Source organism: Citreicoccus inhibens, from assembly GCF_019039035.1.
Classification (GTDB): domain Bacteria; phylum Myxococcota; class Myxococcia; order Myxococcales; family Myxococcaceae; genus Citreicoccus; species Citreicoccus inhibens.
The window spans coordinates 129097-154743 of sequence record NZ_JAHNZT010000016.1 but is presented as its reverse complement, the minus strand read 5'-3'; the positions used below and the strand labels follow the sequence as shown (position 1 = coordinate 154743).

The 25647-nt window shown below is 70.2% G+C and carries 9 protein-coding genes; 6 read left to right on the top strand and 3 right to left on the bottom strand.

Going from position 1 to position 25647, the window contains the following annotated elements:
• Window positions 1–34: 34 nt before the first annotated feature.
• Window positions 35–2092 (bottom strand): lipoxygenase family protein, encoded by a 2058-nt coding sequence (locus KRR26_RS20010; protein WP_120209774.1) that lies wholly within the window; start codon window positions 2090–2092, stop codon window positions 35–37.
• A 169-nt stretch (window positions 2093–2261) separates the two neighbouring features.
• On the opposite strand from KRR26_RS20010, the gene KRR26_RS20005 reads away from it, so the two are divergent.
• Genes KRR26_RS20005 through KRR26_RS19995 form a run of 3 tightly spaced genes read left to right on the top strand, consistent with a single transcriptional unit; the run spans window position 2262 to window position 7388 of the window.
• Window positions 2262–4538 carry a family 2 encapsulin nanocompartment cargo protein terpene cyclase gene (locus KRR26_RS20005; protein ID WP_120209871.1) on the top strand — a complete coding sequence of 759 codons (2277 nt, stop codon included), beginning with the start codon at window positions 2262–2264 and terminating at the stop codon, window positions 4536–4538.
• A gap of 48 nt (window positions 4539–4586) precedes the next feature.
• Complete coding sequence (locus tag KRR26_RS20000; protein WP_120209773.1) at window positions 4587–5999, top strand: family 2B encapsulin nanocompartment shell protein; 1413 nt, start codon at window positions 4587–4589, stop codon at window positions 5997–5999.
• 3 nt (window positions 6000–6002) lie between these two features.
• On the top strand, window positions 6003–7388 hold the full coding sequence (locus KRR26_RS19995; RefSeq protein WP_217080565.1) for a family 2B encapsulin nanocompartment shell protein: 1386 nt from the start codon (window positions 6003–6005) through the stop codon (window positions 7386–7388).
• 22 nt (window positions 7389–7410) lie between these two features.
• On the opposite strand, the gene KRR26_RS19990 is transcribed toward KRR26_RS19995, so the two are convergent.
• On the bottom strand, window positions 7411–8904 hold the full coding sequence (locus KRR26_RS19990; protein ID WP_120209771.1) for an amino acid adenylation domain-containing protein: 1494 nt from the start codon (window positions 8902–8904) through the stop codon (window positions 7411–7413).
• A complete protein-coding gene (locus KRR26_RS19985) occupies window positions 8901–10034 on the bottom strand; it encodes an acyl-CoA dehydrogenase family protein (RefSeq protein ID WP_120209870.1) in 1134 nt (377 codons plus the stop codon). The genes KRR26_RS19990 and KRR26_RS19985 overlap by 4 nt, the downstream gene beginning before the upstream one ends.
• A gap of 140 nt (window positions 10035–10174) precedes the next feature.
• Between KRR26_RS19985 and KRR26_RS19980 the strand changes: the two genes are divergently transcribed.
• Genes KRR26_RS19980 through KRR26_RS19970 form a run of 3 tightly spaced genes read left to right on the top strand, consistent with a single transcriptional unit; the run spans window position 10175 to window position 25640 of the window.
• Window positions 10175–12373 (top strand): beta-ketoacyl synthase N-terminal-like domain-containing protein, encoded by a 2199-nt coding sequence (locus KRR26_RS19980; protein ID WP_217080564.1) that lies wholly within the window; start codon window positions 10175–10177, stop codon window positions 12371–12373.
• The gene (locus tag KRR26_RS19975) at window positions 12373–16737 is read left to right on the top strand and encodes a type I polyketide synthase (protein ID WP_217080581.1); all 4365 of its coding nucleotides are present in this window, start codon (window positions 12373–12375) and stop codon (window positions 16735–16737) included. Before KRR26_RS19980 ends, KRR26_RS19975 begins: the two co-directional genes overlap by 1 nt.
• The gene (locus KRR26_RS19970) at window positions 16734–25640 is read left to right on the top strand and encodes a non-ribosomal peptide synthetase/type I polyketide synthase (RefSeq protein WP_217080563.1); all 8907 of its coding nucleotides are present in this window, start codon (window positions 16734–16736) and stop codon (window positions 25638–25640) included. Before KRR26_RS19975 ends, KRR26_RS19970 begins: the two co-directional genes overlap by 4 nt.
• Window positions 25641–25647: the final 7 nt, after the last annotated feature.

The following is a 25647-nucleotide window of genomic DNA, read 5'->3' as shown; positions in this document are numbered from 1 at the left end:
GCGAGTGTTGAATGGACAACACCGCGCCGCGGCGTCAGATGTTGATGCGCGAGCTGACCGTGCGGATGTCCAGGCCGTGCGCGGCGAAGTCGCTGGCATGGGCGCGCAGCAACTCCACGAACCGCGGATGCACGTCCTCCTCCTCATTGGCCAGCAGGAAGCCGTAGCGTGTCTTGGACAGCATCCAGGAGATCCACAGCATCTCCGTGGCGTCATCGGGGGGTGGGGCCACGTCCAGGTCCGCCTCGGAGGAGAGCGCGCCGGCCTTGCCCCAGCGCAACCCCAGGCAGGAGTAGAGCACCTCGCCGGCGTCTTCCCATTGCAGGTTGTTGGCCCACGCGTGGCGGAAGGTGGCGAAGAAGATGACGTAGCAGCACAACTGCCGGAGCGCGTCCATCTCTCCGGGCTGGGGCGTGTCCGTGTGCGTCACCGGGCTGACCGCGCGCGGGGGCGGCTCGGCGGCCTTGGCGTCCAGGTCCATGCGCTCGCTGCGCGCGAACCAGGGCGCGGGCTTGCCGGGAACGGTGGCGCGCAGGTAGCGGCAGATGAAGGCGGGCGCGGAGTGGGCGACCAGGTCGTCCGAGAAGCGGCGCACCTCGCGCCACTGGGCCTCGAGCTGTGCGCCATGCTCGGCGAAGAAGGCGTCCACGTGCTCGCCGATGAGTCGCCAGAAGAGGTGAGCGCAGTGGGCGTAGTGGTGGCCCTCGCAGACGGGCGTCTTGGGCGTGAAGCCCTTCCAGTCGTAGCTGCCGAGCAGGTGGACGAGCCGCGTCTCCACCGCGCGCGGCGTGAGCGCGCTGGCGCGGGTGATGTAGCCGGTGGGGCCGATGAGAAAGCCGTTGGCGGAGTGGTTGATGAGCACCACCTCGCGCAGGTGGGGGAGCAAGAGCCACCGCAAGGGATTGAGCCGCAGGTTGCGATGCGCGGCGATGGCGTACTGCTCGACGTTGAAGTGACATTGGCCCAGGTGATTGCCCAGCTCCGTGTCCAGCGTGGCGCTCACGCGCGCCATCCGCTTGGCGGCTTCCCAGCCCGCGCCGTCCTGGGGCGTGAACGTGCGCCGCGTCACCGGCGAGCCCGGCGCGGTGGCCCCCGGCTCGCGCATCCCCAGGATGATGCGCGTGGGGAGCAGCCGCCCGTCCTCCAATCGCAGACGGATGTCCACGTCCGGGAGGCAATGACTGCCATCCTGCTCGTAGGCATTCCACGGGAAGTACAGACGGAAGGCGCTCGCGTCTCCGGGCAGCTCGGGGTCTCCGTCCAAGAGGGTGGAGAACATGCCGTTGAGCAGGCGCTCTCCGAAGAAGGCATCCGTGCGGGTGGAGCCCGGAGACTCGCGCTCCAATCGGCGCGTCATGGATTCGGGGTAGTCCCCTTGGATGGCTTCGAGGCTGGGGGACTTGCCCAGCCGGCTCTGGAGCAGGTGCTGTCGCTTGACCAGCTCGATGGGCGCCACGGCCTTGACCATCGCGAGCGCGCGGCCCGGCGCGTAGGCCGTGGGCGGCGTGCCCTCCTCCGTCACGAGCAGTCGAGCCAGGGGCGTGGTGGGATCGTATTCCCAGTATGGCAGCCGCAGCGTGCCGAAGTCGTACTCCAGGCCGGCGAAGTCGTCCGGGCCCCGCTCCGTTCCGATTCGCCGCCAGTGCTCCACCACGCGGCCATTCTTCGCGAACGTGTGCTGGGGCTCGAAGAGGCGCAGCTCCAGGTCGGGGAGATCGCCCACGCCCGCGCTGGCAGGGTCGTACCGAACCGCGAAGCGCCCCTCCGCGTCCGTGAAACCCTCGCCCAGGAAATCATCCGGTGTGCCGAAGTCCCGGTCCCACAGCTCGACCTTCAGGTGGTGCAAGGGAATGGGGCCCGTGGGGCCGTCATGCTCGAATACCACGCGGCCTGTCGCGACCGCGGGCAGCGCGTCAAGTGAGCCAGGGGGCGGTTCAGGACGCACCCGGTTCGCCAGCTCACGGCTGAGCTCCCGCCGTTGTTCGAGGGGGAGGCGCGCATACCACCGGGCCAGCTCGTCGGCCTCCAACAGAGGCTCCTCGGCGGCGTGGCCCTTCTTCAAGCCCATCCAATTCAACACGCGGCGCAACATGGCGGAACCGTATCACCCCACGTTCCTTTTCTGACGTTCCCTGAGGTGCCCGTCTACCCAGCCGTGGGGTCATTTCTTGGATTCTGGAAAAGCTTGTGAACCCAATTTTGACGTGGAGTTCAATGCTTCACGCCTCTACAACGGCGCCGCTTTCCTGCGAGAGGTGGCCATGGCCAAGCCGCGATCGAAGCAACCCTTTGAACTTCCGGACTTCTACGTCCCGTGGCCGGCGCGACTGAACCCGCATCTGGAAGCGGCGCGGGTGCACTCGAAGGCCTGGGCGCGCGAGCTGGGCATCATCGGGGCGCCAGCGGACGGGAGCGCTCCGGTCATCTGGAGCGAGGCGAAGTTCGATGCCATGGACTACGCCCTGCTGTGCGCCTACACGCATCCGGAGGCGCCCAGTCTGGAGTTGGACCTCATCACGGATTGGTACGTCTGGGTCTTCTACTTCGACGACCACTTCCTGGAGGTCTACAAGAAGACGCGCGATCAGGCGGGCGCGAAGGCCTACCTGGATCGCCTGCCGCTGTTCATGCCGGTGGACCTGTCAGTGGCCTCTCCGCCGCCGAGCAACCCGGTGGAGCGCGGACTGGCGGACCTGTGGGCGCGCACGGTGCCCAGCCGCTCGGTGGACTGGCGCCGTCGCTTCTTCGAGAGCACCCAGAGCCTGCTGGACGAGTCCACCTGGGAGCTGGCCAACATCAGCGAGCGCCGGGTCTCGAACCCCATCGAGTACATCGAGATGCGCCGCAAGGTGGGCGGGGCGCCGTGGTCCGCGGACCTGGTGGAGCACGCGGTGTCCGCCGAGGTGCCGGACCGCATCGCGGCCAGCCGTCCCATGCGCGTGTTGAAGGACACGTTCTCGGACGCGGTGCACCTGCGCAACGACCTGTTCTCCTACGAGCGGGAGATCATGGAGGAGGGCGAGCTGGCCAACTGCGTCCTCGTGGTGGAGCGCTTCCTGGGCACGGAGACGCAGCGCTCGGCGAACCTCGTCAATGAAATCCTGACGTCGCGGCTCCAGCAGTTCGAGAACACGGTGGTGACGGAGCTGCCGTCGCTGTTCGCCGAGCACGCCATCACGCCCGTGGAGCAGGCCCAGGTCCTCACCTACGTCCGAGGACTCCAGGACTGGCAGTCCGGCGGGCACGAGTGGCACCTGCGCTCCAGCCGCTACATGAACAAGGGCGCGGTCCAGAAGGAGGAGGCGCTGCCCCTGGGGCTCTCGGGGTTGGGGCTCTCCGCGGCGCGGCTGCCTCGAACGCCGGGCGCGCTGGGGCTCGGCCGCATCAAGGCCTTCACCCACGCGCCCTATCTGCCCGTGGGCCCGGTGACGCTCCCGAAGTTCCACATGCCGTACACCACGTCTCCCAGTCCGCACCTGGACGCCGCGCGCCGGCACTCCAAGGAGTGGGCGCGCAGCATGGGGATGCTGGACGCGCTGCCCGGGGTGCCCGGCGCCGTCATCTGGGACGACCACATCTTCGACGTGGCCGATGTGGCCCTGTGCGGCGCGCTCATCCACCCGGATGCGTCGCCCACCGAGCTGAACCTCACCGCGGGCTGGCTGGTGTGGGGCACCTACGCGGATGACTACTTCCCCGCGCTCTACGGCCACTCCAAGGACATGGCCGGCGCGAAGGTGTTCAACGCCCGGCTGACGGCGTTCATGCCGGATGATCCGTCGACGCAGGGCGCTGTGGCCACCAACCCCGTGGAGCGCGGGCTCGCGGACCTGTGGGCCCGCACGGTCGCCACGCTGACGCCGAACTCGAAGCGCCTGTTCCGCAAGGCCATCCAGGACATGACCGAGAGCTGGCTCTGGGAGCTGGCCAATCAGATCCAGAACCGCATTCCGGATCCGGTCGACTACGTGGAGATGCGGCGCAAGACGTTCGGCTCGGACCTGACCATGAGCCTGTCGCGGCTGGCGCATGGGGATGCCATCCCCATGGAGATCTTCCACACCCGGCCCATCCGCGCGCTGGAGAACTCGGCCGCCGACTACGCCTGCCTGACGAACGACGTCTTCTCCTACCAGAAGGAGATCGAGTTCGAGGGCGAGCTCAACAACGGCGTGCTCGTGGTCCAGCGCTTCCTGGACACGGACAAGGCGCGGGCCGTGGAGGTCGTCAACGACCTGATGACCGCGCGCATGAAGCAGTTCGAGCACATCGTCGCCACGGAGCTGTCGCAGTTGGTGCGCAACTTCAACCTGGACGCGGACGCCAAGGAGAAGTTGCAGCGGTACGTCACCAAGCTCCAGACGTGGATGGCGGGCGTGCTGAAGTGGCACCAGACGGTGGACCGCTACAAGGAGTTCGAGCTGCGCGCCGCGCGTGGGCGCGCGCTCCGGTACGTCGGCCCCACGGGGCTGGGCACCTCCGCCGCGCGCATCGCCTCGCTGTTCGGTGGGGGCCGCACGGGTCCCCGCCTCCCTTGATTTCTCCCGCAGCCCTCAACCCTTTCCCTCAGTGACACCAGGTGAGTCATGGCCAATTCGATGAAGCCGGGCAGTGAGCAGGAGCACTCGCAGTTGAGCCTCGGGACCGCGGCGGCGCGCCAGCTCGCGACGACGACCAAGTCCGTTCCGCAGATGCAGGGCATCTCGTCCCGGTGGCTCTTGAAGCTGCTGCCGTGGGTGCAGGTGTCCGGCGGCGTGTACCGCGTCAACCGCCGCCTCTCCTACGCCGTGGGCGATGGCCGCGTGACGTTCACCACCACCGGCGCCAGGGTGCAGGTGATTCCGCAGGAGCTGTGCGAGCTGCCGCTTCTTCGTGGCTACGACGACGTGGAGGTGCTCACCGCGCTGGCCAACCGCTTCGTGCAGAAGGAGTTCAAGGCGGGCGACGTCATCACCGAGAAGGGCAAGGAGGCGGACTCCATCTGCCTCATCGCGCACGGCAAGGTGAACAAGCTGGGCGCGGGCAAGTACGGCGACCAGACCGTGCTGGGCGTGCTCGCGGACGGCGACCACTACAGCTACCAGGCGCTGCTGGAGTCTCAGGACTACTGGCAGTTCACGGCCAAGGCCGTCACCCCTTGCACGGTGCTCATCCTGGAGCAGTCCGCGTTCGAGGCGGTGGTGGACCAGTCTCCCTCGCTGAAGAAGCACATCGAGGACTTCAAGGCCCGCTCGAAGAAGAAGCAGGACACCTCGGGCCAGGCCGCCATCGAGCTGGCCGCGGGCCACTCGGGTGAGCCGGTGCTGCCCGGCACGTACGTGGACTACGAGACGTCGCCGCGCGAGTACGAGCTGAGCGTGGCGCAGACGGTCCTCCAGATCCACTCGCGCGTGGCGGACCTCTTCAACGAGCCGATGAACCAGACGGAGCAGCAGCTGCGCCTGACCGTCGAGGCGCTGAAGGAGCGCAAGGAGCACGAGCTCATCAACAACCGCGACTTCGGTCTGCTCCACAACGCGGACCTGAGCCAGCGCATCCACACGCGCTCGGGCCCGCCCACGCCGGACGACATGGACGAGCTGCTGGCCACCGTGTGGAAGGAGCCGTCCTTCTTCCTGGCCCACCCGCGCGCCATCGCTGCGTTCGGCCAGGAGTGCAACCGCCGGGGCATCTACCCCACCAGCACGGAGATGAACGGCAACATGGTGCCCGCGTGGCGCGGCGTGCCCATCTTCCCGTGCAACAAGATTCCCATCTCCGACTCGCGCACCAGCTCCATCCTGCTCATGCGCGCCGGAGAGAAGAACCAGGGCGTCGTCGGTCTGCACCAGGCCGGCATCCCGGATGAGATCGAGCCGAGCCTCAACGTGCGCTTCATGGGCATCAACGAGAAGGCCATCATCTCGTACCTCGTCAGCAGCTACTTCTCAGCGGCGGTGCTCATCCCGGACGCGCTCGGCATCCTCGAGAGCGTTGAGATTGGCCGCAACCAGGACTGAGCCATGGCCCACTCCGAAGATCATTCTCAGCTCAGTCTGAGCACCGCGGGCGCGCGCCAGCTCGCGACGACGACGAAGTCCGCGCCGCAGATGCAGGGCATCTCGCCCCGCTGGCTGCTGCGCATGCTGCCGTGGGTGCAGGTGTCCGGCGGCGTGTACCGCGTCAACCGGCGCCTGACGTACACCGCGGGTGATGACCGCCTCGTGTTCAGCAACATCGGCGCGAAGGTGGAGGTCGCTCCGCAGGAACTCTCCAAGTTGCCGCTCCTGCGCGGCTTCGATGGAGACCCCGAGGTCCTCAACGCGCTGGCGGGGCGCTTCGTGCAGCGCGAGGTCCGGGCCGGTGAGCCCATCGTCGAGGCGGGCCAGTCCGCGGAGCACGTAGTCCTCATCGCGCACGGCAAGGCGCGCAAGGTGAGCAAGGGCAAGTACGGGGATGAAGTGACCCTGGACATGCTCGGCGACGGCGATCACTTCGGCGACGCGGCGGTGGTGGAGTCGAACGACACGTGGCCCTTCACGGTTCGCGCGACCACCGCGTGCACGGTGCTGGCGCTGCCGCAGCAGGTGTTCGAGTCGCTCATCGCCCAGTCGCCGGCGCTGCGCGCGCACATCGCGCAGTTCAAGGAGCGGCTGAAGAAGCCCCAGGACAAGATGGGGCAGGCCGCCATTCCGATGGCCGCGGGGCACGCGGGTGAGCCGGCGCTGCACGGCGGCTTCGTGGACTACGAGCTGAAGCCGCGCGAGTACGAGCTGAGCGTGGCGCAGACCGTGCTCCGCGTGCACACGCGCGTGGCGGACCTCTTCAACGGTCCGATGAACCAGACGCAGGAGCAGCTCCGCCTGACCATCGAGGCGCTGCGCGAGCGGCAGGAGTACGAGCTCGTCAACAACCGCGACTTCGGCCTGCTGCACAACGCGGACCTGAAGCAGCGGCTCCACACGCGCTCGGGCCCGCCCACGCCGGACGACCTGGACGAGCTGCTCTGCCGGCGCAGGAAGTCGCGCTTCTTCCTGGCCCACCCGCGCGCCATCGCGGCGTTCGGGCGGGAGTGCACCCGGCGGGGCATCTACCCGCTGGAGGTGGACGTCCAGGGCCGCAAGGTCATGGCGTGGCGGGGCGTTCCCATCCTGCCGTGCGACAAGCTGCCCATCACCGAGGCGCGCACCACGTCCATCCTGGTGCTGCGCACCGGCGAGGCGGACCAGGGCGTCATCGGCCTGCACCATACGGGCCTGCCGGACGAGGTGGAGCCGGGGCTCTCCGTGCGCCGGATGGACGTGAGTGAGAAGGCCATCACGTCCTACCTGGTCAGCACGTACTTCTCCGCGGCCCTCCTGGTCCCCGACGCGCTCGGGGTCCTGGAGAACGTGTCGCTGGGCAACTGAGACGCTCTGTGGCCGAGCGCGGTCAATCCTCCGCGCTCGGCCGCTGGACCCGCTCGGTCAGCGCCCGGCGGTCCAGCTTGCCGTTCTGCGTGCGCGGCAGCTCCGGCATCACGCGGACCTCGTCGACGATCATGTAGCGGGGCACGCGCTCCGCGCAGTGCTTCTTGAGCTGGAGCAGGGACGGCGGACGCGCGCTCACCACGCACGCGACGAGCCGCGCCTCCAGGCCGCTGCCTCGCGCGACCACGCCCACCGCCTGGATGTCCGGGTGGGTGAGCAGCGCCGCTTCAATCTCTCCGGGCTCGATGCGCCGGCCGCGCACCTTGAGCATGCTGTCGCGCCGCCCGACGTACTCGAAGGCGCCGTCCGGCAGTTCACGGCACAGGTCCCCCGTGGCGTAGGGGCGCGCTCCCTGCGGTGGGTGTCCCCAGTAGCCCCTCATCACCGTGGGCCCCTCCACCATCAGCTCACCGAACTCTTCGCCCTCGGCGCGCGCCAGCCACACGCGGTCTCCACAGCTCGCGCGGCCAATGGGGACGGGCTCGGCGCGCTCGGGGGCGATGTCCGTCACCTCGTGGAACGTGCACACGTTGGTCTCGGTGGGACCGTAGAGGTTGAAGTGCCGCGCGCGGGGCAGGTGTTCGCGGAGCGGGCGCAAGTGTTTGATGGGGAAGGGCTCGCCCGCGAAGAGGACCGCTCGGAAGGGCAGGTCCGCGTGCTCGAGCAGGCCGCCCTCGCGCATCATCAAGATGAGGGCCGAGGGCACCGAGTACCAGACGGTGAAGCGCTCGCTCTGGACGAACTCGACCAGCTTCCGGGGCGCGAAGGCGAGCGCCTCCGGGATGAGCGTCACCGAGGCGCCGCCGAGGAACGCCGCGTAGAGGTCCAGCACGGACAGGTCGAAGTAGAAGGGCGCGTGGTTGCTGAAGCGGTCCTCGGGCGTCGTCGCGAGGAGCGCGTGGCACCACTCAATGAAGGCCAGGGCGTTGCGGTGGCTGATGCACACGCCCTTGGGCGTCCCGGTGGAGCCCGACGTGTAGAGGATGTACGCGAGCGCGTCCTCCTCCAGCGCGTGGGGGGGGACTGGCTCCGCGGAGCAGGCGGAGAGCTGTCCCCACGCGAACCCTGGCCCCGCGTCATCCACGAGGAGCAGCCGCGGAGGCGCGCGGCCCTCGGCGCTCAAGTCGCCCGCGCGCGAGGCGGACGTCACCACCACTTGGATGCCGCAGTCCTCCACGATGCGCAGGGTCCGCGAGGCCGGGCTGTGCGGATCCAACGGCACATATGCGGCGCCGAGCCTCGCGATGCCCTGCATGGCCGCCACGGCGCGCGCGGACTTCTCCGTCCAGAGCCCCACGCGATCGCCCCGCTGAACGCCCAGCTCGAGGAGCGCCCGGGCCACGCGGTTGGCGAGCGCGTCGAGCTGGCCGTAGGTGAGCGTCTCGTCCGGCCCCTTCACCGCGACGGCCGTGGGGAACCGCTCGGCGGAGCGGCGCACGATGTCGTCGAGTCTCATAGGCCGAGGTTGCTCGCGATGATGTCCCGCTGAATCTCCGAGGTGCCGGAGAACAGCGTGCTGGGAATGGTGTCTCGCAGCACCCGTTCGATCCCCGTCTCGGCCACGTAGCCCATGCCGCCATGGATTTGGATGGCATCCAGGCCGCACTGCACCGCGGCCTCGCTGATGGCCAGCTTCGCCAGCGACACCTCCATCGCCGCGTCCTCCCCGCGGTCCATCCGCCAGCACGCGCGGTACAGCAGCAGGCGCGAGGCCTCCAGGCGCTGCTTCATGTCCGCGAGGCGGTGCGAGATGGCCTGGTTCTTGCCGATGGCGCGCTTGAATTGCTTGCGCTCGCGCGCGAAGCCCACCGTCTCTTCAAGCACGCGCTCCATGAGCCCGACGTAGCCGCCGAACAGGCACGCGCGCTCCCACTGCATGGAGCGCTTGAAGAGGGGCGCGCCCTGACCCTCCGCGCCGAGTCTCGCCGCCTCGGGGACGTGGCAATCCTCCAGGTAGATGGGCGCGATGGGCGAGGTGGACAGGCCCATCTTCTGGAACGGCTTGCCCACCGTGAGGCCCGGCGTGCCCTTCTCCACGAGGAAGGCGCTCAGGCCCATGTACCCGTGGGATGGGGCCGTGACGGCGTAGACGAGGAAGACATCCGCGATGGGCCCATTGGTGACGTAGCTCTTGGTGCCATCCAGCACGTAGCCCGAGTCCGTGCGCCGGGCGCGCGTCTGGAGCGCGAACACATCCGAGCCCGCTTCCGGCTCGGAGATGGCATTGGCGCCCACCCATTCCCCTGAACACAGACGCGGCAGGTAGCGTGCCTTTTGTATGTCGTTACCACCTTCGAGGATGGGCAGCACGCACGCGAACAGGTGCGCCCCGACGGAGAAGACGAGCCCCGTATCGGTGCAGCCACGACCCAGGGCCTCCATCAGCCGCGCCGTCGTCAGCGCATCCAGCCCCAGTCCGCCATAGCGCTCGGGGATGGGGAGCCCCAGGAAGCCGAACGCTCCGCAGTGGCGCCACTGCTCGAGGAAGAGCCCCGGTCCCGACCGCGGATCCGTCAGCCGCGCCTTCGCGAAGGCGAGGGCACGCTCATAGAGATCCGTCTGCTCGCGAGTCCAATCGAAGTCCATGCGCATCCGACCTGTCTGTGGATTGTTGGCCAGTCAGCAATTGTCTTGCAGAGGAGATGTGCGGTTATTTTTCAGCGGCAAGGCCGGAAAACAGTGAATCCTTGACGTGATAAATGATGATGCATTAGAAGTCCACACCCATGCGGTGTGAGTCAATTGCCGTGGTCGGGATGGGATTCCGACTTCCTGGGGCGGATTCTCCTCGGACTCTCTGGAACAGCCTATGTGAGGGGTTGGATGTGACTGGTGACGTCCCGCCAGAGCGCTGGGACGTCGGGCTGTTTCAATTCATGAATTCAGACGTCGCGGGTCGGATGCGAGGACTCCGCGCGGGGCTGGTGTCAGACGTGGACGCCGTGGATGCCAATGCCTTTCGCCTCTCCAAGCGCGAGCTGCGGCAGATGGACCCGCAGCATCGGATCCTCTTCGAGTGCGCGTGGCACGCCCTGGAGGACGCGGGCCTGCCGCTGGATGGCCTGCGGGGCAGTCGGACGGGCGTCTTCGTTGGCAGCAACTTCAACGACTTCCAGCGGATGCTGGCCCGCGACTGGGCGGCGCTGGATGGCTACTCCTTGTTGGGCACCACGCCCGCCTTCGCCGCCAACCGCATCTCCTACGCGTTCGACCTGCGAGGACCGAGCACCACTTCGAGTGTGGGGTGCGCCTCGTCCACGGTGGCGGTGCACGAGGCCTGCCGCAGCCTGCTCCTGGGCGAGGTGGAGCTGGCGCTCGCGGGCGGGGTGGAGCTGATGCTCTCGCCCGACAGCACCCTCATGCTGTCGCAGGCCGGGGTGTTGTCTCCCACCGGACAGTGCCGGACGTTGGATGCGGGCGCGGACGGCTACGTGCGCGGCGAGGGCGCGGGGATGCTCGTCCTCAAGCGCCTGTCCCAGGTGGCGCCGGGTGAGCGCGTCTATGCGGTCATCCGCGGCGGCGCGGTGAACCACAACGGTCGCAACGAGTGGCTGATGGCGCCGAGCGTGGAGGCGCAGGCGGATGTCATCCGGCAGGCCTGCGAGCGGGGCGGGGTGTCGCCCGCCAGCCTCGACTATGTGGAGCTGCACGGCTCCTCCTTCCTCAAGGGAGACGCGGCCGAGGCGCTCGCCATTGGCCAGGTGCTGGCTGGCCAGCGCGCGGCGCCGTGCCGACTGGGCGCGGTGAGCAACAACCTGGGCTACCTGGGCGCGGCGGCGGGCATCGCCCAGTTGATCAAGGTCTGCTTGTCGCTCTGGCACCGGACGCTGCCGCCCACCATCCACGTGGACGCGCCCAACCCGCTCATTCCCTTCGAGGAGCTGGGCCTGAGCATCCAGACCGGGCGCGAGCCCTGGCCTGTCCCGCCCCAGGGTGAGCCGCGACGCGCGGGTGTCGTGTCCACCTCGTTGGGCGGTGCCAATGCCTTCCTGGTGTTGGAGGAGGCCCCCGCCCGCCCACCTCAGACGTCTCCCGATGTCTCCGTCGCGGCCCACCTGTTGGTGTTCTCGGCGCAGTCGCCGCAGGGGCTGATCGCGCGCGCGCGACAGCTTCGTGACTTCCTTGTGGAGACGGGTGAGGCCGAAGCGCGGCTCGTGGATGTTTGTTTTACCGCGGCCCTGAAACGCCAACACCACCGGAATCGCGTGGCGATGGTGGGGACGGGCCGTGCGGAATTGGTCTTGAGGCTCGAGGATTTCCTACTCAATCCGACGCGGACGTGTTGGGTGGAGCAAGGACAACCAACCTCACTGGTTGAGGCGTCAAAGACCTTTGTTGACTCGGGATATGTTTCGCGAGAAGTCTTTCTCGTGGGTGGCGGGGCCTGCGTGAGTCTTCCAATTCATCCCTTTCAGAGACAGCGGTTGTGGCCGGAATGGCTGACGCCCGAGGCGATTTCTCGTGCGCCCGGCGCCGTCCACGCGCCCGCGTCCGAGGCGCCGCCCGTCTCCGAACGGCCGAGCGCGGTCGACTACCGCGCGGGCACTCCCGCGGAGCGTGAGGCGCGGCTCGCGGACTTCTTGCGCGTGCAGCTCGCGGCGGTGCTGGAGCTGGAGGCGATGGACACGCGCGAGCGCACCTTCTTCGAGCTGGGGCTGAACTCCCTGGGGGTCGCGCAGCTCAAGGCGCGCATCACCGGGGCGCTGGGCATCGCGATGTCGGCGACGGTCCTCTTCGAGCACCCCCGGTTGGACGCATTGGCGTCGCGCCTGCGCGCGCTGATGGATGACACGGCGGCGGTTGTTCCCGAGGTCCCCCGCGGCGAGGAGTGGGCGCTGGTGGAGCGCATCGCGGGGCTGTCCGAGGAGCAGGCGCGCGAACTGATTGCCCGGAAGCTGGCGGAACTCACCATCGAGGTCGGATGATGAATCGCAAGGACGGCGTGGGCTCGGAGCTGACCCCGCTCCAGCAGGCCCTGCTCACCATCGAGAAGCTCCAGCGCAAGCTGGTCTCGGTCACCTCGGGGAGCGAGGACGCCATCGCCATCATCGGCATGGGGTGTCGCTTCCCGGGCGGGGCCTCGGGGACGTCGCGGTTCCGCGAGCTCTTGTGGGGCGGGCGCGAGGCGGTGATGGAGGTCCCTGCGGAGCGGCGGTCGCTCCAGGGCATTCATGATCCGGACCCCGCGGCCCCCGGCAAGTCCACGTTGCGCCGGGCGGCGTTCGTGGAGGGCGTCGAGCGCTTCGACGCGGAGTTCTTCCGCATCTCGCGGCGCGAGGCGGAGGGGATGGATCCGCAGCAGCGCTTCTTCCTGGAGGTGTGCTGGGAGGCGCTGGAGGACGCGGGGCTTCCCCCGCACGCGCTGCGCGGCACTCGGACCGGCGTGTTCGCGGGCGTTCATGCTCGGGACTACGCGCTCATCGCGGAGGGCGGGTTGGAGAAGGTCGGTCCGCATTACTCCTCGGGAGTGGATGCGAGCTACGTCCCGGGACGCCTGTCGTACCTGCTCGGGCTCGAAGGTCCGAGCCTGGCGGTGGACACCGCGTGCTCGTCGTCGCTCGTCGCCGTGCACCTGGCGTGTCAGAGCCTGCACGCGGGGGAGTCGACGGTCGCGATCGCGGGGGGCGTGAAGCTGCTGTTGGCCCCGCACCTGAGCGTGTTCCTCACCAAGGCGGGAGCACTGTCTCCCACGCAGCGGTGCCGCGCCTTCGACGCCGCGGCGGACGGCATGGTGCAGGGCGAAGGCTGTGGCGTGGTCATCCTCAAGCGCCTCCGGGATGCCTTGCGGGATGGAGACCGCGTGCTCGCCACGCTGCGCGCGACGGCGATGAACCACGACGGCGCGAGCGGAGGCCTCACGGTCCCGAACGTCCGGGCCCAGGAGTCGCTCTATCGCCTCGCGCTCCAGCGCGCCGGCATCGAGCCCGGACAGGTGGACTACCTGGAGGCGCACGGCACGGGCACTCGGCTGGGTGACCCCATCGAGCTGGAAGGCGTGGCGCGGGTGTATGGCGCCGCTCACTCGGCCGAGCACCCGCTGTGGATGGGCTCGCTCAAGCCGAACATTGGCCACACGGAGGCGGCCGCGGGGATCGCCGGTCTCATCAAGGCCGTGTGCATCCTCCAGTCCGGCACGATTCCTCCCTCGCTCCACTTCGAGCATCCGACGCCCGAGTTCTCCTGGGCGGGCTCGGGGTTGGCTGTCGTCCGGGAGCACACGCCGCTCACGCCCCAGGGGCGCGCGCACCGCGTCGCTGTCAGCTCCTTTGGCATGAGCGGCATGAACGCGCACGCCATCGTCGAGTCCTATCGCGAGGCCCCCTCGGCGCGCACCGATGCGGGGCCCTACCTCCTGCCACTCTCGGCGCGGAGCGAGGCGGGCCTGCGGGAGCTGGCCAGCGCATGGTTGCGCCAGCTCACCGAGGTTCCGGACGCGAACCTGCGCGACGCGTGCTTCACCGCGGGCGCGGGGCGCTCGCATCACGAGCAGCGCATGGCGCTCGTGGCCCAGACGCCCGAGGTCCTGCGCGCCCTGCTGCGCAGCGCGGCCGAGGGACGCAGCGGCACCGGCATCCACCGCGGCTCGCTCACGGGCGCGCCACCCAAGGGCGCGACCTTCATCTTCGGCGACGACGTCGAACAGGTGGATGGCCTCGTGCGGGAGTTGCTCGCGCGCGACCCTGCGTCGATGCGGCAGCTCGAGGGGTTGGACGCCGCGTTCCGCCGGGTGGCGGGCTGGTCGGTCTCCGAGCATCTGGCGCGCGGGAGTCGCGGGCCCCAGGCCGCGGAGGTGCGAGCGCGCGGCGCGGGTGTCCTGCTCGCGTGCCAGCTCGCGCTGGTGGCGTGGTGGCGCGCGTGTGGCGTGGAGCCGCTGGCCGTCGCGGGGCATGGCACGGGTGGCATCGCCGCGGCGGTCGTCGCCGGGCTGCTCACGGAAGAAGAGGCGATCCGCCTGGCGCTGCGCTTGCCGGATCCCGAGCCGTTCCTGGCGCGCACCGCGCGCTGCCACTTCTTCTCCTTCGCGGAGGAGTCCTGGCTCTCCGAAGGTGCCATGCCGCCTTCGGGCAGGTGGGTGCGCGAGGCGGTGGCCTCCGAGGCTCCGGATTGGGACCTCGTGGCCGAGCATCTGGTGGCGCGCGACTTCGCCTCCACCTTCCTGGAGGTCGCGTGCAGCGGAGCGCTCGCGGATGCGCTGGATGCCTCCGCGCGGCGACGCGGCCGTGAGGTGTTCGTCCTCAAGGCCGACCCGCGAGATGGCGGCGAGGTGCTCCAGGGCGTGCTGACGCGGGCCGCGCGCGTGTACTGCGCGGGGCTCACCTTGCGCTTCGACTCCCTGTTCCCCGAGGCGCGCAAGGCCTCTGCCCCGACGTATCCCTGGCAGCGCGAGCGCTACTGGTGGGATGGGCAGCGTGAGGCGCCGCGCCTCCTGGCGCCTCCGCCTCCCGAGGTGTCCGCTCGCTGGGAAGGACTGCTCTGGGACCTGGCGTGGCGTCCCCGCGAGGCCGTGCCCGAATCCGCGGGTCGGGGAGGGCGGTGGCTTGCCTTGACGGAGAACCTGGAGGCGGCGCGCCCCCTGCGCGAAGCCTGGGGCTCACCGCACGGAGAGTTGGTGGTGGCCTGCGCGGGGCCAACCTCCGCGCGCGCGACGCCGGGCGAGCATCGGGTCGACTTCGGTCAGGGCGCGTCCTTCGCGCAGCTGTTGGAGGAGGTGGCGGCCTCGGGGGAACCGCTGAGGGGCGTGCTCTTCCTGGCGAGTCAGGACCCGGTGGATGAATCCGCACCCCGAGGCGCGTCCGCGCGGCGTCAGGCCGTGGCGTTCACGTTCCTGGCCCAGGCGATGGCGCGCACCGCGCTGCCCGGTGCGCCCCGTCTGGTGCTCGTCACGCGCGGCGCACAGGCGGAGGAAGAGTCGCTGTCGCTCGCGGGGGCATCGCTCTGGGGTCTGGCCCGCGTCCTCGCGCACGAGCACGCCGAGCTGCGTTGCAAGCGCGTGGACCTGGATGCGCGCTCTGGCGTGGAGGCGCTGCGTGTGCTCCCCGGGGAGTTGGCGATCCCAGCCGCGAGTGACGACGACGAAGTGAAGTACCGAGGCGGTCAGCGATTCGTCTCCGCGCTCATCCCGGGGCAGCGCGCCGCGGGCGCCACGGGAGCGTTCCGCCCTCGCGCGGATCGGAGCTACGTCGTCACGGGGGGCTTGGGCGGCATCGGTCTGCGGCTCGCGCAGTGGCTGGTTTCGCAAGGCGCGCGTCACCTGTCGCTGTGGGGGCGGTCGGGCGAGAGCGCGCAGGCGCGCGAGGTGCTCGGGTCGCTGCGCGCGGCGGGCGCTCGCGTGGAGACGTGCCGGGTGGATGTGGGGCAGCGCGACGCCGTGGCGGACGTGCTCGACGGACTCCGGCGCGGAGGCCCTCCGTTGGGGGGCGTCTTCCATTGCGCGGGCGTGCTCGCGGACGCGTCGTTCCTGCAACTGGAGCCCGCGGCGTTCGACACGGTGATGGGCCCCAAGGTGGATGGCGCGTGGAACCTCCACACGCTGGCCACGGACGCCACCGTGGAGCAGTTCGTCCTCTTCTCGTCGACCGCGGGGTTGGTGGGCTCGCCCGGCCAGGGCAACTACGCTGCCGCCAATGCCTTCCTCGATGCCCTGGCTCGCTTGCGTCGCGCGCGGGGGCTCCCGGCGCTCAGCCTGCAATGGGGCAGCTGGGGCGAGGTGGGCATGGCCGCCACCGACGCGCGGCGCGGAGAGCGGCTCGCAGAGCGTGGCATGTCGCCGATGTCCGTCGACGAGGCGCTCGCCCTGATGGCGGTCACGCTCGCGGACGCACCGGCCAACCGAGGCATCGCGCGCTTCGAGCCGAAGCGCTGGGCGCATGCCTATCCCGCCATCGCGGGCAGCTCGCTGTTCCGGGAGCTGCTGCCGAGGGCGGAGGAGGGCGCCGGGGCCGTGGCGCCGCGCCAGCTGCGCGAGGTGTTGCTGTCGCTGGAGGGCGACGCACGCGCCCGCGCGCTGGAGGCTCGGCTCAAGGAGATGATCGCGGAGGTCAGCCGCGTGGCACCCGAGCGACTGTCGTCCACCGACTCGTTCGAGGCGCTGGGCTTCGACTCCATCATGGCCCTGGAGATGCGGGACCTGGTGCTCGCCGAGCTGGACGTGGGGCTGCCCCTGAAGAGCTTCGTGGATGAGCACTCCATCGCGCAGGTGGTGGGGGAGCTTCTGGAGCGGCTCGCGGTGGCGCGGGTGTTGACCGCGGGGACCTCGGAGCGCACGGACACCAAACGGGTGCTGCTATGACTTTGGACGCACTCCTTCAGGCGCTGGCGGCGCACGGCATCACCCTGGCCGTGGAGGGTGAGCGGCTCGCGGTGGATGCGCCCTCGGGCGAGATTCCCGCCGCGCTGCGCGAGCAGCTCGTGGCGAACAAGGCGGAGCTGCTGGCCCTGCTGTCTCGCCAGGGCCGCGCGCCGGAGGCCCCACCCGAGGTGGTGGCCCGCCCCCAGGAGCGGCACGCGCCGTTTCCGATGACCGAGCTGCAGCAGGCCTACAGCGTGGGCCGTCAGTCCGAGCTGGAGTTGAACGCGTCCATGCACGCGTACAACGAGCTGGACTGCGTGGCGCTGGACGTGGCCCGGTTCGAGGAGGCGTGGAACCAGGTCGTGGCGCGCCACGAGATGCTGCGCGCGGTGGAGGTGCCCGGCTTCCAGCAGCGCATCCTCCCCAGCGTTCCGCGCTACGCGCTCCCCGTCGAGGACCTGCGCGGGCGCGGCGCCGAGGAGACGGAGGCGCGCCTCGCCGCCATCCGCGAGCGCCTCTCCCAGCAGGTGCACTCCCTGGACACGTGGCCGCTGTTCGAGCTGCGGGTGTGCCTGCTCGACGATGACCGCGCGCGCCTGTTCATGAGCATCGATGGCACGTTCATCGATGGGTACAGCTTCCAGATTCTCTACCGCGAGCTGGTGCACTTCTATCAGCACCCCGAGGCGGTCCTCACGCTGCCGCCCCTCGCGTTGTCATACCGCGACTACTCGCTCGCCCTGAACGGTGCTCGGGGGGCCCGTCATGCCCGTTCGCTGGCGTACTGGCGCGAGCGACTGGCTCGGCTCCCTCCTGCTCCCGACCTTCCGATGGAGAAGGAGCCGCGCACGCTGCGGCGCCCGCGCTTCCGTCGTTGGTTCGCGCGCGTGGAGGCGGAGGAGTGGCAGCGGCTCAAGCAGCGGGCCCGGGCGCGCCGGCTGACGGAGCCGGAGCTGTTGCTGGCGGCCTACGCGGAGGTCATCGCGCACTGGAGCCGCAGCCCGCGCTTCACCCTCAACGTCCCGCACTTCAACCGCCTGCCCATCCATCCGCAGGTCAACGACATCATCGGGACGTTCGCCAGCTTCACGCTCGTGGAGGTCGACCACCGTCCGGAGCGCACGTTCACCGAGCGCGCCCACGCCATCCGGGACGAGCTGTTGCTCGCGCTGGAGCACCGCGAGGTCAGCGGCGTGGAGTTGCTGCGCGAGTTGTTCCGAGCCCAGGGCCGCATCTCTGGCGCGCTGATGCCCGTGGTGATGACGAGCTTCGCCTCCCACTCCAAGAGCCGGGACTCGCACTGGGTGGACTTCCTGGCGGAGTCCTTCGGGGGGCTCGTCGAGGCGCTGACGCAGACGCCGCAGGTGTGGATCGACCTGCAGATTGTCTACCAGCGCGGTGGTGTCTTCCTGAACTGGGACGTGGCCGAGGAGCTGTTCCCGGCCGGCATGTTGGAGGACATGTTCAACGCCTTCCGCGCGCTGCTGCACCAACTGGCGGAGGAAGACGCCGCGTGGTCGCGCAAGGACCTGGAGGTCATCCCCTGGCGCCAGCGCGAGGTGGTTGCCCGCGTCAACGACAACGCGCTCCCGTTGAGCGGCGCGCTCCTGCACACGGGGTTCTTCCGCAACGCCGCCGAGCGGCCCAACGCCCCCGCGCTGGCGACGTCCGAGGGCACGCTCACCTATGGCGAGCTGAGCCGCCGCGCGAGTCGACTCGGGCGTGAGCTTCGCGAGCGGGGCGCGGCGCCCAACCGCGTCGTCGCCGTGGTGATGGAGAAGGGCTGGGAGCAGGTCGTCGCGGTGCTCGGCATCCTCAGCTCGGGGGCCGCGTATCTGCCCATTGACGCGGGGCTGCCGCCCGAGCGGCGCGCGTACATGATGCGCAACGGCGGCGCCGAGCTGGTGGTGACCCAGCCGCGCTTCACCGCGCGTGAGTGGCCCGAGGGCGTGCAGGTCCTGACGCTCACGCCCGACGCGTTCTCCAGGCACAGTGACACGCCGCTGGCGACCCTCCAGCGCCCCGAGGACCTCGCGCACATCCTCTACACGTCGGGCTCCACCGGGCAGCCCAACGGCGCGATGCTCTCGCACGCGGGGATGGTCAACGCCATCGAGTGGACCCATCGCCGCTTTGGCGTGGGGCCCGATGACCGGCTCATCGCGCTGAGCGCGCTCCACCACGACTTCTCCGTCTACGACGTCTTCGGCACCCTCAGCGCGGGCGGCCTCATCGTGTTGCCGGACGCCGCCAAACGCCGCGACCCCGCGCACTGGGTCGAGCTGATGGCCCGTCACGGCGTCACGGTGTGGAGCACCGTGCCCGCGATGATGGAGATGCTGCTGACGTACCTGGAGGGCGGCAACGTCCGCCTCGGGTGTCCGCTGCGGCTGGTGATGTTGGGCGGGGATTGGATCCCCGTGACGCTGCCCGCGCGGCTGCGGGCTCGATTTGGCGGCGTGAAGCTCATCAGCGTGGGCGGGCCCACGGAGACGTCGCTGTGGAACATCACCCACCCGGTGGACGAGCTGGACGAGCGCCGACGCAGCATCCCCTACGGCAAGCCCATCGCGAACACGCGATACTACGTGATGGACGAGCGGCTGGCGGAGCGACCCCTCTGGGTTCCCGGCGAGCTGTGCTGCGCGGGCATCGGCGTGGCGCTCGGCTACGTGGGCGCGGGGGCTGGGTCCGCGAAGTTCACCGTTCATCCGCGCACCGGTGAGCGCATCTACCGAACGGGTGACCTGGGGCGATACCTGCCCGATGGGACCATCGAGTTCCTCGGCCGCGTTGATTTCCAGCTGTCCATTCGCGGGCAGCGCATCGAGCCGGGCGAGATTGAGGCGGCGCTCCATCGCGAGTCGAGCCTGCGCGCGGCGGTGGTCGGAGCGGTGGGGGAACATCACGAGAAGCGGCTCGTCGCCTACGTCGTCCCGGCGGATGGCCACAAGGACGTCGACACGCGTCGCATCCGCGAGTCCCTGGCGCGCTCGCTGCCCGAGCACATGGTGCCGGCGACCTTCGTCGTGCTGGATGAGCTGCCGCTGACTCGCAACGGGAAGGTGGATCGCCGTGGGTTGCCGCACCCGGACGCGGTCGCGCGCCCGCTGCGTCCCTCGGAGCCCGCGCCGGTGTCGCGGGTCGCTTCGGGCGAGGCGCGTGAGCTGACGGCGGGGCTGGCCAAGGCCGTGGGCGAAGTGCTGGGCGTGCCCCCCGTGCATCCGGATCGGAACTTCTTCGAGCTGGGCGCCAACTCGGTGCACCTCATCCAGCTCCACCTGCGGCTGAAGGCGTCGCTGGGGGTCTCCGTTCCCGTCGTGGAGATCTTCGGCAACCCCACCGTCCGGGCGCTGGCCCGTCACCTGGGGGCCTCGGGAGTGGAGGAGGGGGCCGCGGCCGCGAGCACCGCTGCCTCGGTGCCCGCGTCGGGAGAGCGGGACATCGCCATCGTCGGCATGAGCTGCCGCTTGCCTGGGGCGCCGTCCCTGGAGGCGTTCTGGAACAACCTGGTGAACGGCGTCGAGTCCGTTGCCGCGTTCAGCGATGACGAGCTGCGCGCGGCGGGCGTGAGCGCGGCGGCGTTCCGTGATCCGCGCTACGTCCGGGCCTCGGCGGTGCTGGAGGGGCATGACACCTTCGACGCCGACTTCTTCTCCCTGACGCCCCGCGAGGCGCGCGCGTTGGATCCGCAGCAGCGCGTCTTCCTGGAGTGCGCCTGGGAGGCGATGGAGCACGCGGGCTTGCAGCCTGGAAAGGGAGACGCGGTGGTGGGCGTCTACGCGGGCAAGAGCGTCAGCCACTACCGCTACCCGTATCCGGACCTGACGCGCCCGCTGAACTTCTTCCAGGACCTCATCTCGCAGGACAAGGACTTCCTGGCCACGCAGACGTCCTACAAGCTCGACCTGCGCGGCCCGAGCGTGAACGTCCAGACGGCCTGCTCGACGTCGCTCGTCGCCGTGTCGATGGCCTGCGACGCGCTGCTCAACGGGAGCTGCGACGTGGCGCTCGCGGGGGGCGTGGCCATCAAGGTCCCGCACGCGGTCGGCTACCTGTTCGAGGAGGGCAGCATCTTCTCGGGCGATGGCCACTGCCGGCCGTTCGATGCTCGAGCGAACGGCACCCTCCCAGGGAGTGGCGCGGGCGTCGTCGTGCTCAAGCGCCTCAGTGACGCGCGTGCGCACGGCGACACGGTCCTCGCGGTCATCAAGGGCACGGCCATCAACAACGATGGTCACCGCAAGGTGGGCTTCATGGCGCCCGGTGTCGAGGGCCAGGCCGACGTCGTGCGCCGGGCTCATCAGCGGGCCGGGGTGGAGCCACACTCCATCTCGTACGTGGAGGCCCACGGCACGGGGACCGCGATCGGCGATCCCATCGAGGTCGCGGCGCTCACGCGGGCCTTCGCGGGTGAAGCGGGATCGCGCACCTGCGGCCTCGGCTCCGTGAAGAGCAACATGGGGCACCTCGACAGCGCGGCGGGCATCGCCGGGTTGATCAAGGTCGTGCTGTCGCTTCAGCACCGGATGTTGCCGCGCTCGCTCCACTTCGAGTCTCCCAACCCGCGCATCGACTTCCAGGGCGGTCCCTTCTACGTCGTCGCTCAGAATCAGCCGTGGATCTCGACGGAGGGGCCCCTGCGAGCGGGGGTCAGCTCGTTTGGCATTGGCGGCACCAACGCGCACGTGGTGCTGGAAGAGGCGCCCGCGCCGAAGACGGCGGAAGCCTCCGATGCCCGCGCCGAGCGCTCGCGCCACCTCCTGACGCTGTCGGCGCGCAGCGAGGCGGCGCTCCGTCAGCTGGCGGGGCGCTATCGCGAGCGGCTGGACTCCACGGAGGACGCGCTCGCGGACCTCTGCTTCTCCGCGAACACCGGGCGGACGCTCTTCGAGCATCGGCTCGCGGTGGTGGGCGTGGATCGCGCGCACCTGTCCACGCTGCTGGGCTCGGCGGAGCGGCAGGAGGAGCGCCCCGGGCTTCTTCGTGGCGTGCCCGACCTCAAGCAGGCCGCGAAGGTCGCGTTCCTGTTCTCGGGGCAGGGCTCTCAGTACGTCGGGGTTGCGCGAGAGCTGTACCAGACGCACCCCGGTTTCCGTCAGCGCCTCGATGCGTTCGATGTGCTGCTCAGCGGGACGTGGACGCGCTCGCTCCAGTCCGTGCTGTACCCGGCGCCTGGAGAGGACTCGGTCCTCGATCAATTCGACCACGCGCAGCCCGCGCTCTTCGCGTTGGAGTACGCGCTGGGTGAGCTGTGGATGTCCTGGGGCGTGATGCCGGATGTCCTGCTCGGTCACAGCACCGGCGAGCTGGCGGCTGCGTGCCTCGCGGGCGTGATGAGCGTGGAGGACGGGCTGAAGCTGGCGGTGCATCGCGGCCGGTTGATGCACCAGCTGCCCGAGGGCGGAAACCTCGCGGTGTCGGCGGGTGAGGCCCAGGTGCGCGAGGTCCTCGCTCAGGGGGGCTGGGCCATTGGCGTCGCGGCGCTCAATGGGCCCGAGAACGTCGTCGTCTCCGGCCCTCCCGAGGAGCTCGCCGCGGTGACGCAGGCGATGGAGTCACGCGGCTTCAAGGTCAAGCGCCTCAACATCCCGCGCGCGGCCCACTCGGTGATGGTGGAGCGCATCCTGGAGGAGTTCCGCGCGGTCGCCCGGACGCTGCGCTTCTCGCCTCCGAGGATTCCGATGGTCTCGGGCATGACGGGCGAGCCCATCACCGACGCCATCGCGACGCCTGACTACTGGTGCGCGCAGCTGCGCGAGCCCGTGCGCTTCGCGGATGGCGTGCAGCGGCTCTATCAGGACGGCGCGCGCGTCTTCGTGGAGATTGGCCCCAAGGCCACGTTGCTCGGCATGGCGGCGCGGTGCGTGCCCGAGGGGGAGTGCGCGCTGCTGCCGAGCTTGAAGCCGGAGGACGGCGGCTGGCAGCAGCTCCTGGAGAGTGCCGCGGGCTTGTTCCTCCGAGGCGTTCAGGTGGACTGGGCCGCGCTCGATGCGGGCCATGCGCGCCGCAAGGTGACGCTCCCCACGTATCCGTTCCAGAGGCAGCGGTTCTGGGAGGAGGGCGCGGGGCTCCAGCGCCCCAACGGCGCGAGCACGGCACGCGAGGAGCACCCGTTGCTCGGTGCCCGAGTGCCCCTGGCGTTGTTGGAGGGCGGCGCGCTGCTGTTCGAGACGACCCTCGGGCCCTCGGCGCACGCGTTCCTCGGGCAGCACCGCGTCTTCGGGACGCCCACGCTGCCGGCGACCGCGTACGTCGAGATGGCGCTCGCGGCGGGTGCGCGCATGCTCGGCACGTCCGCGCTGCGCTTGTCGGAGCTGTCGCTGCTGGCCGCGATGACCTTCCCGGCGGACGGCGAGCGCCGCGTGCAGGTCGCGGTGAGGGGGGAAGACGCGGGGCGCGCGGCGGTGCGCATCTTCAGCCGCGCCACCTCGGACCGGGACGAAGCATGGCTCCTCCATGCGACCGCGACGCTCGCGCCTTGGCATGAGCGAGACGAGGCGCGCGGCGAGCCTGGACTCGATGCGGTGCTGGAGGGGCTGCGCGCCGCGCCGCTGCTTCAGGACTACTACCAGCGGGCCCTGGAGTCCGGCGTCGACTTCGGCCCCGAGTTCCGAGGCATCACCGAGCTGCGCCAGCAGGGCGAGCAGGTCCTCGCCCGCATCGAGAAGCCCGCCACGCTCGGAGGCACGGGCGCCTACCTCGCGCACCCGGCCTTGCTGGATGCCTGCCTTCAGGTCGTGGGCGGGGCCTATCCCGAGCTGGCCGAGTCCGAGGTCTACGTGCCCATGCGCATTGAGAGCCTCGTGCTGTCGGGAGGGCTCGAGGCCGGCGTGTGGAGCCACGCGGTGGTGCGACCCCTGGACGAGGGCCGGCAGCGGCTGCGCGCGGACGTCAGCGTCTTCACCAGTGAAGGACGGCGGTGCGCGCGCGTGGAGGGATTGGAGCTCCAGCGGACGACGCATGAGGCGCTGGGACTGGTCGCGGGTTCGGAGCTGGATCCGCTCCTCTACGAGCGCGTCTGGGAGCCCGCCGCGCTGGGGGATATCGTGCCGGGTGCTCGCGGAGGCGGGGAGGGCGCTTGCCTCATCCTCGCGGATGACGCGGGCGTGGGTGAGCGGCTCGCGCGGACCTTGAGCGAGGCGGGGCGTGCTTGCTTCGTGGCGACGCGCGGACTGGCGTTCCGCGGGCTGGGGGATCGGCGCTTCGAGTTGCCGGAGGACCCGGATGCGCTCCCCGCGGCGCTGCGCGAGGCGGAGCTACCGACGGGCCTCGCGGATGTCGTCGTGCTGTGGGGACTCGACGGCGCGACCACCGAGTCCCTGTCGGATGCTCCCTTGGAGGACGCCACGCGGCGGGGCTGCGGCAGCGCCCTGGGCGTGCTGCGTTACCTCATCGAGCGAGGCCACTCGGAGGCGGTGTGGCTGGTCACGCGCGGTGCGCAGTCCGTGGCCCCCGGTGACGCGGTGCCGGGCATCGCGCAGTCGCCGCTCTGGGGACTGGCGCGCCCACTCGCCATCGAGTCGTCCGAGATGGATTGCCGGTGCGTCGACCTGGACCCGCGGGCCGACCTCGATGCACAGGTGGAGGCGCTCCTTCGTGAGCTGGGCGCGCGTCGCGAGGTGAGCGACAACCAGGTGGCCTATCGCGGCGTCCGTCACGTCGCGCGGCTGCGGAGGACGGAGGCCCGTGCGTTGCTCGCCTCGCGCGTGGAGCGGCCCGAGCTGTTCCGGGCGGATCGCAGCTACCTCATCGCGGGCGGGCTCGGCCGGCTGGGCTTGCTGACCGCGGAGTTGCTCGCACGGCGGGGCGCGCGGACCCTGGTCCTGACGGGGCGAGGTGAGGCAACCCCGAGCGCGGTCGAGCGCCTGGAGCGCCTGCGTCGTCAGGGCGTGCGGGTCGAAGTCCGCCAGGTCGATATCGCGGACGCGACCGCGCTGGCGACGCTGCTGGAAGAGGTGGCTCGTGACTTCGCGCCACTGGGTGGGGTGTTCCACTCCGCGGGCGCGCTCGATGACGGCGTGCTGCGACAGCAGCGCTGGGCGCGCTTCGAGTCCGTGCTGCGGCCCAAGGTTCGCGGCTCGTGGAACTTGCACCGCCTGACGGCCCACCTGCCGCTGGAGCACTTTGTCCTCTTCTCGTCGGTGGCGTCGCTGGTGGGCTCGGCGGGACAGACGAACCACTGCGCCGCCACGGCCTTCGAGGATGCGCTGGCGCACCACCGCCGCGCCGAGGGTCTGCCTGGGCTCAGCATCAACTGGGGCGTGTGGGCCGGCGACGCCGGGGCCCGCGTGGCCGTGAGCGAACAGGCGCGCACGCCGGGCTTGGATGCGCTGCCGGCGCGCCAGGGACTTCGTGCGCTGGAGCTGCTGCTCACCACGCGCGCGACGCAGGTCGGCGTGGCGGCCATCGACTGGGCGGTGTTCGGCGGAGGGCGCTCGTCCCCGTATGACCAGGCGTTGCGCGAGCGAGCGCGAGGCCAGGTGGGCCCGCGCGCGACGTTCGTGGAGACGTTGGCGAGGGCGCCGGTCGCTCAGCGTCGCCGCCTCTTGATGGAGTACCTGCGCGAGCAGGTGGCGTGGATGCGCGGCCTGGGCTCGGGTGAGTCCATCGATCCACGGCAAGGGTTCCAGGAGATGGGCATCGACTCGCTGGCCGCGTTGCAGCTCAAGAACCGGCTACAGACGGGCTTCGGCGTCACGTTGCCCGCGACCCTCGTCTTCAACTACCCGACGACGGAGAAGCTCGCGGCGCGGCTCGCGGAGGACTGCATCCCCCTGGAGTTCGAAGTGGAAGCGGAGCCCGGGCCCGAGGCGCGCGATGCGAGCGCGCCCGCGCTGGAGGGGCTGACCGAAGCGAACCTCGCGCACCTGCTCTCCGAGCAGCTCACGAAGATGAACTAGGCCCGCC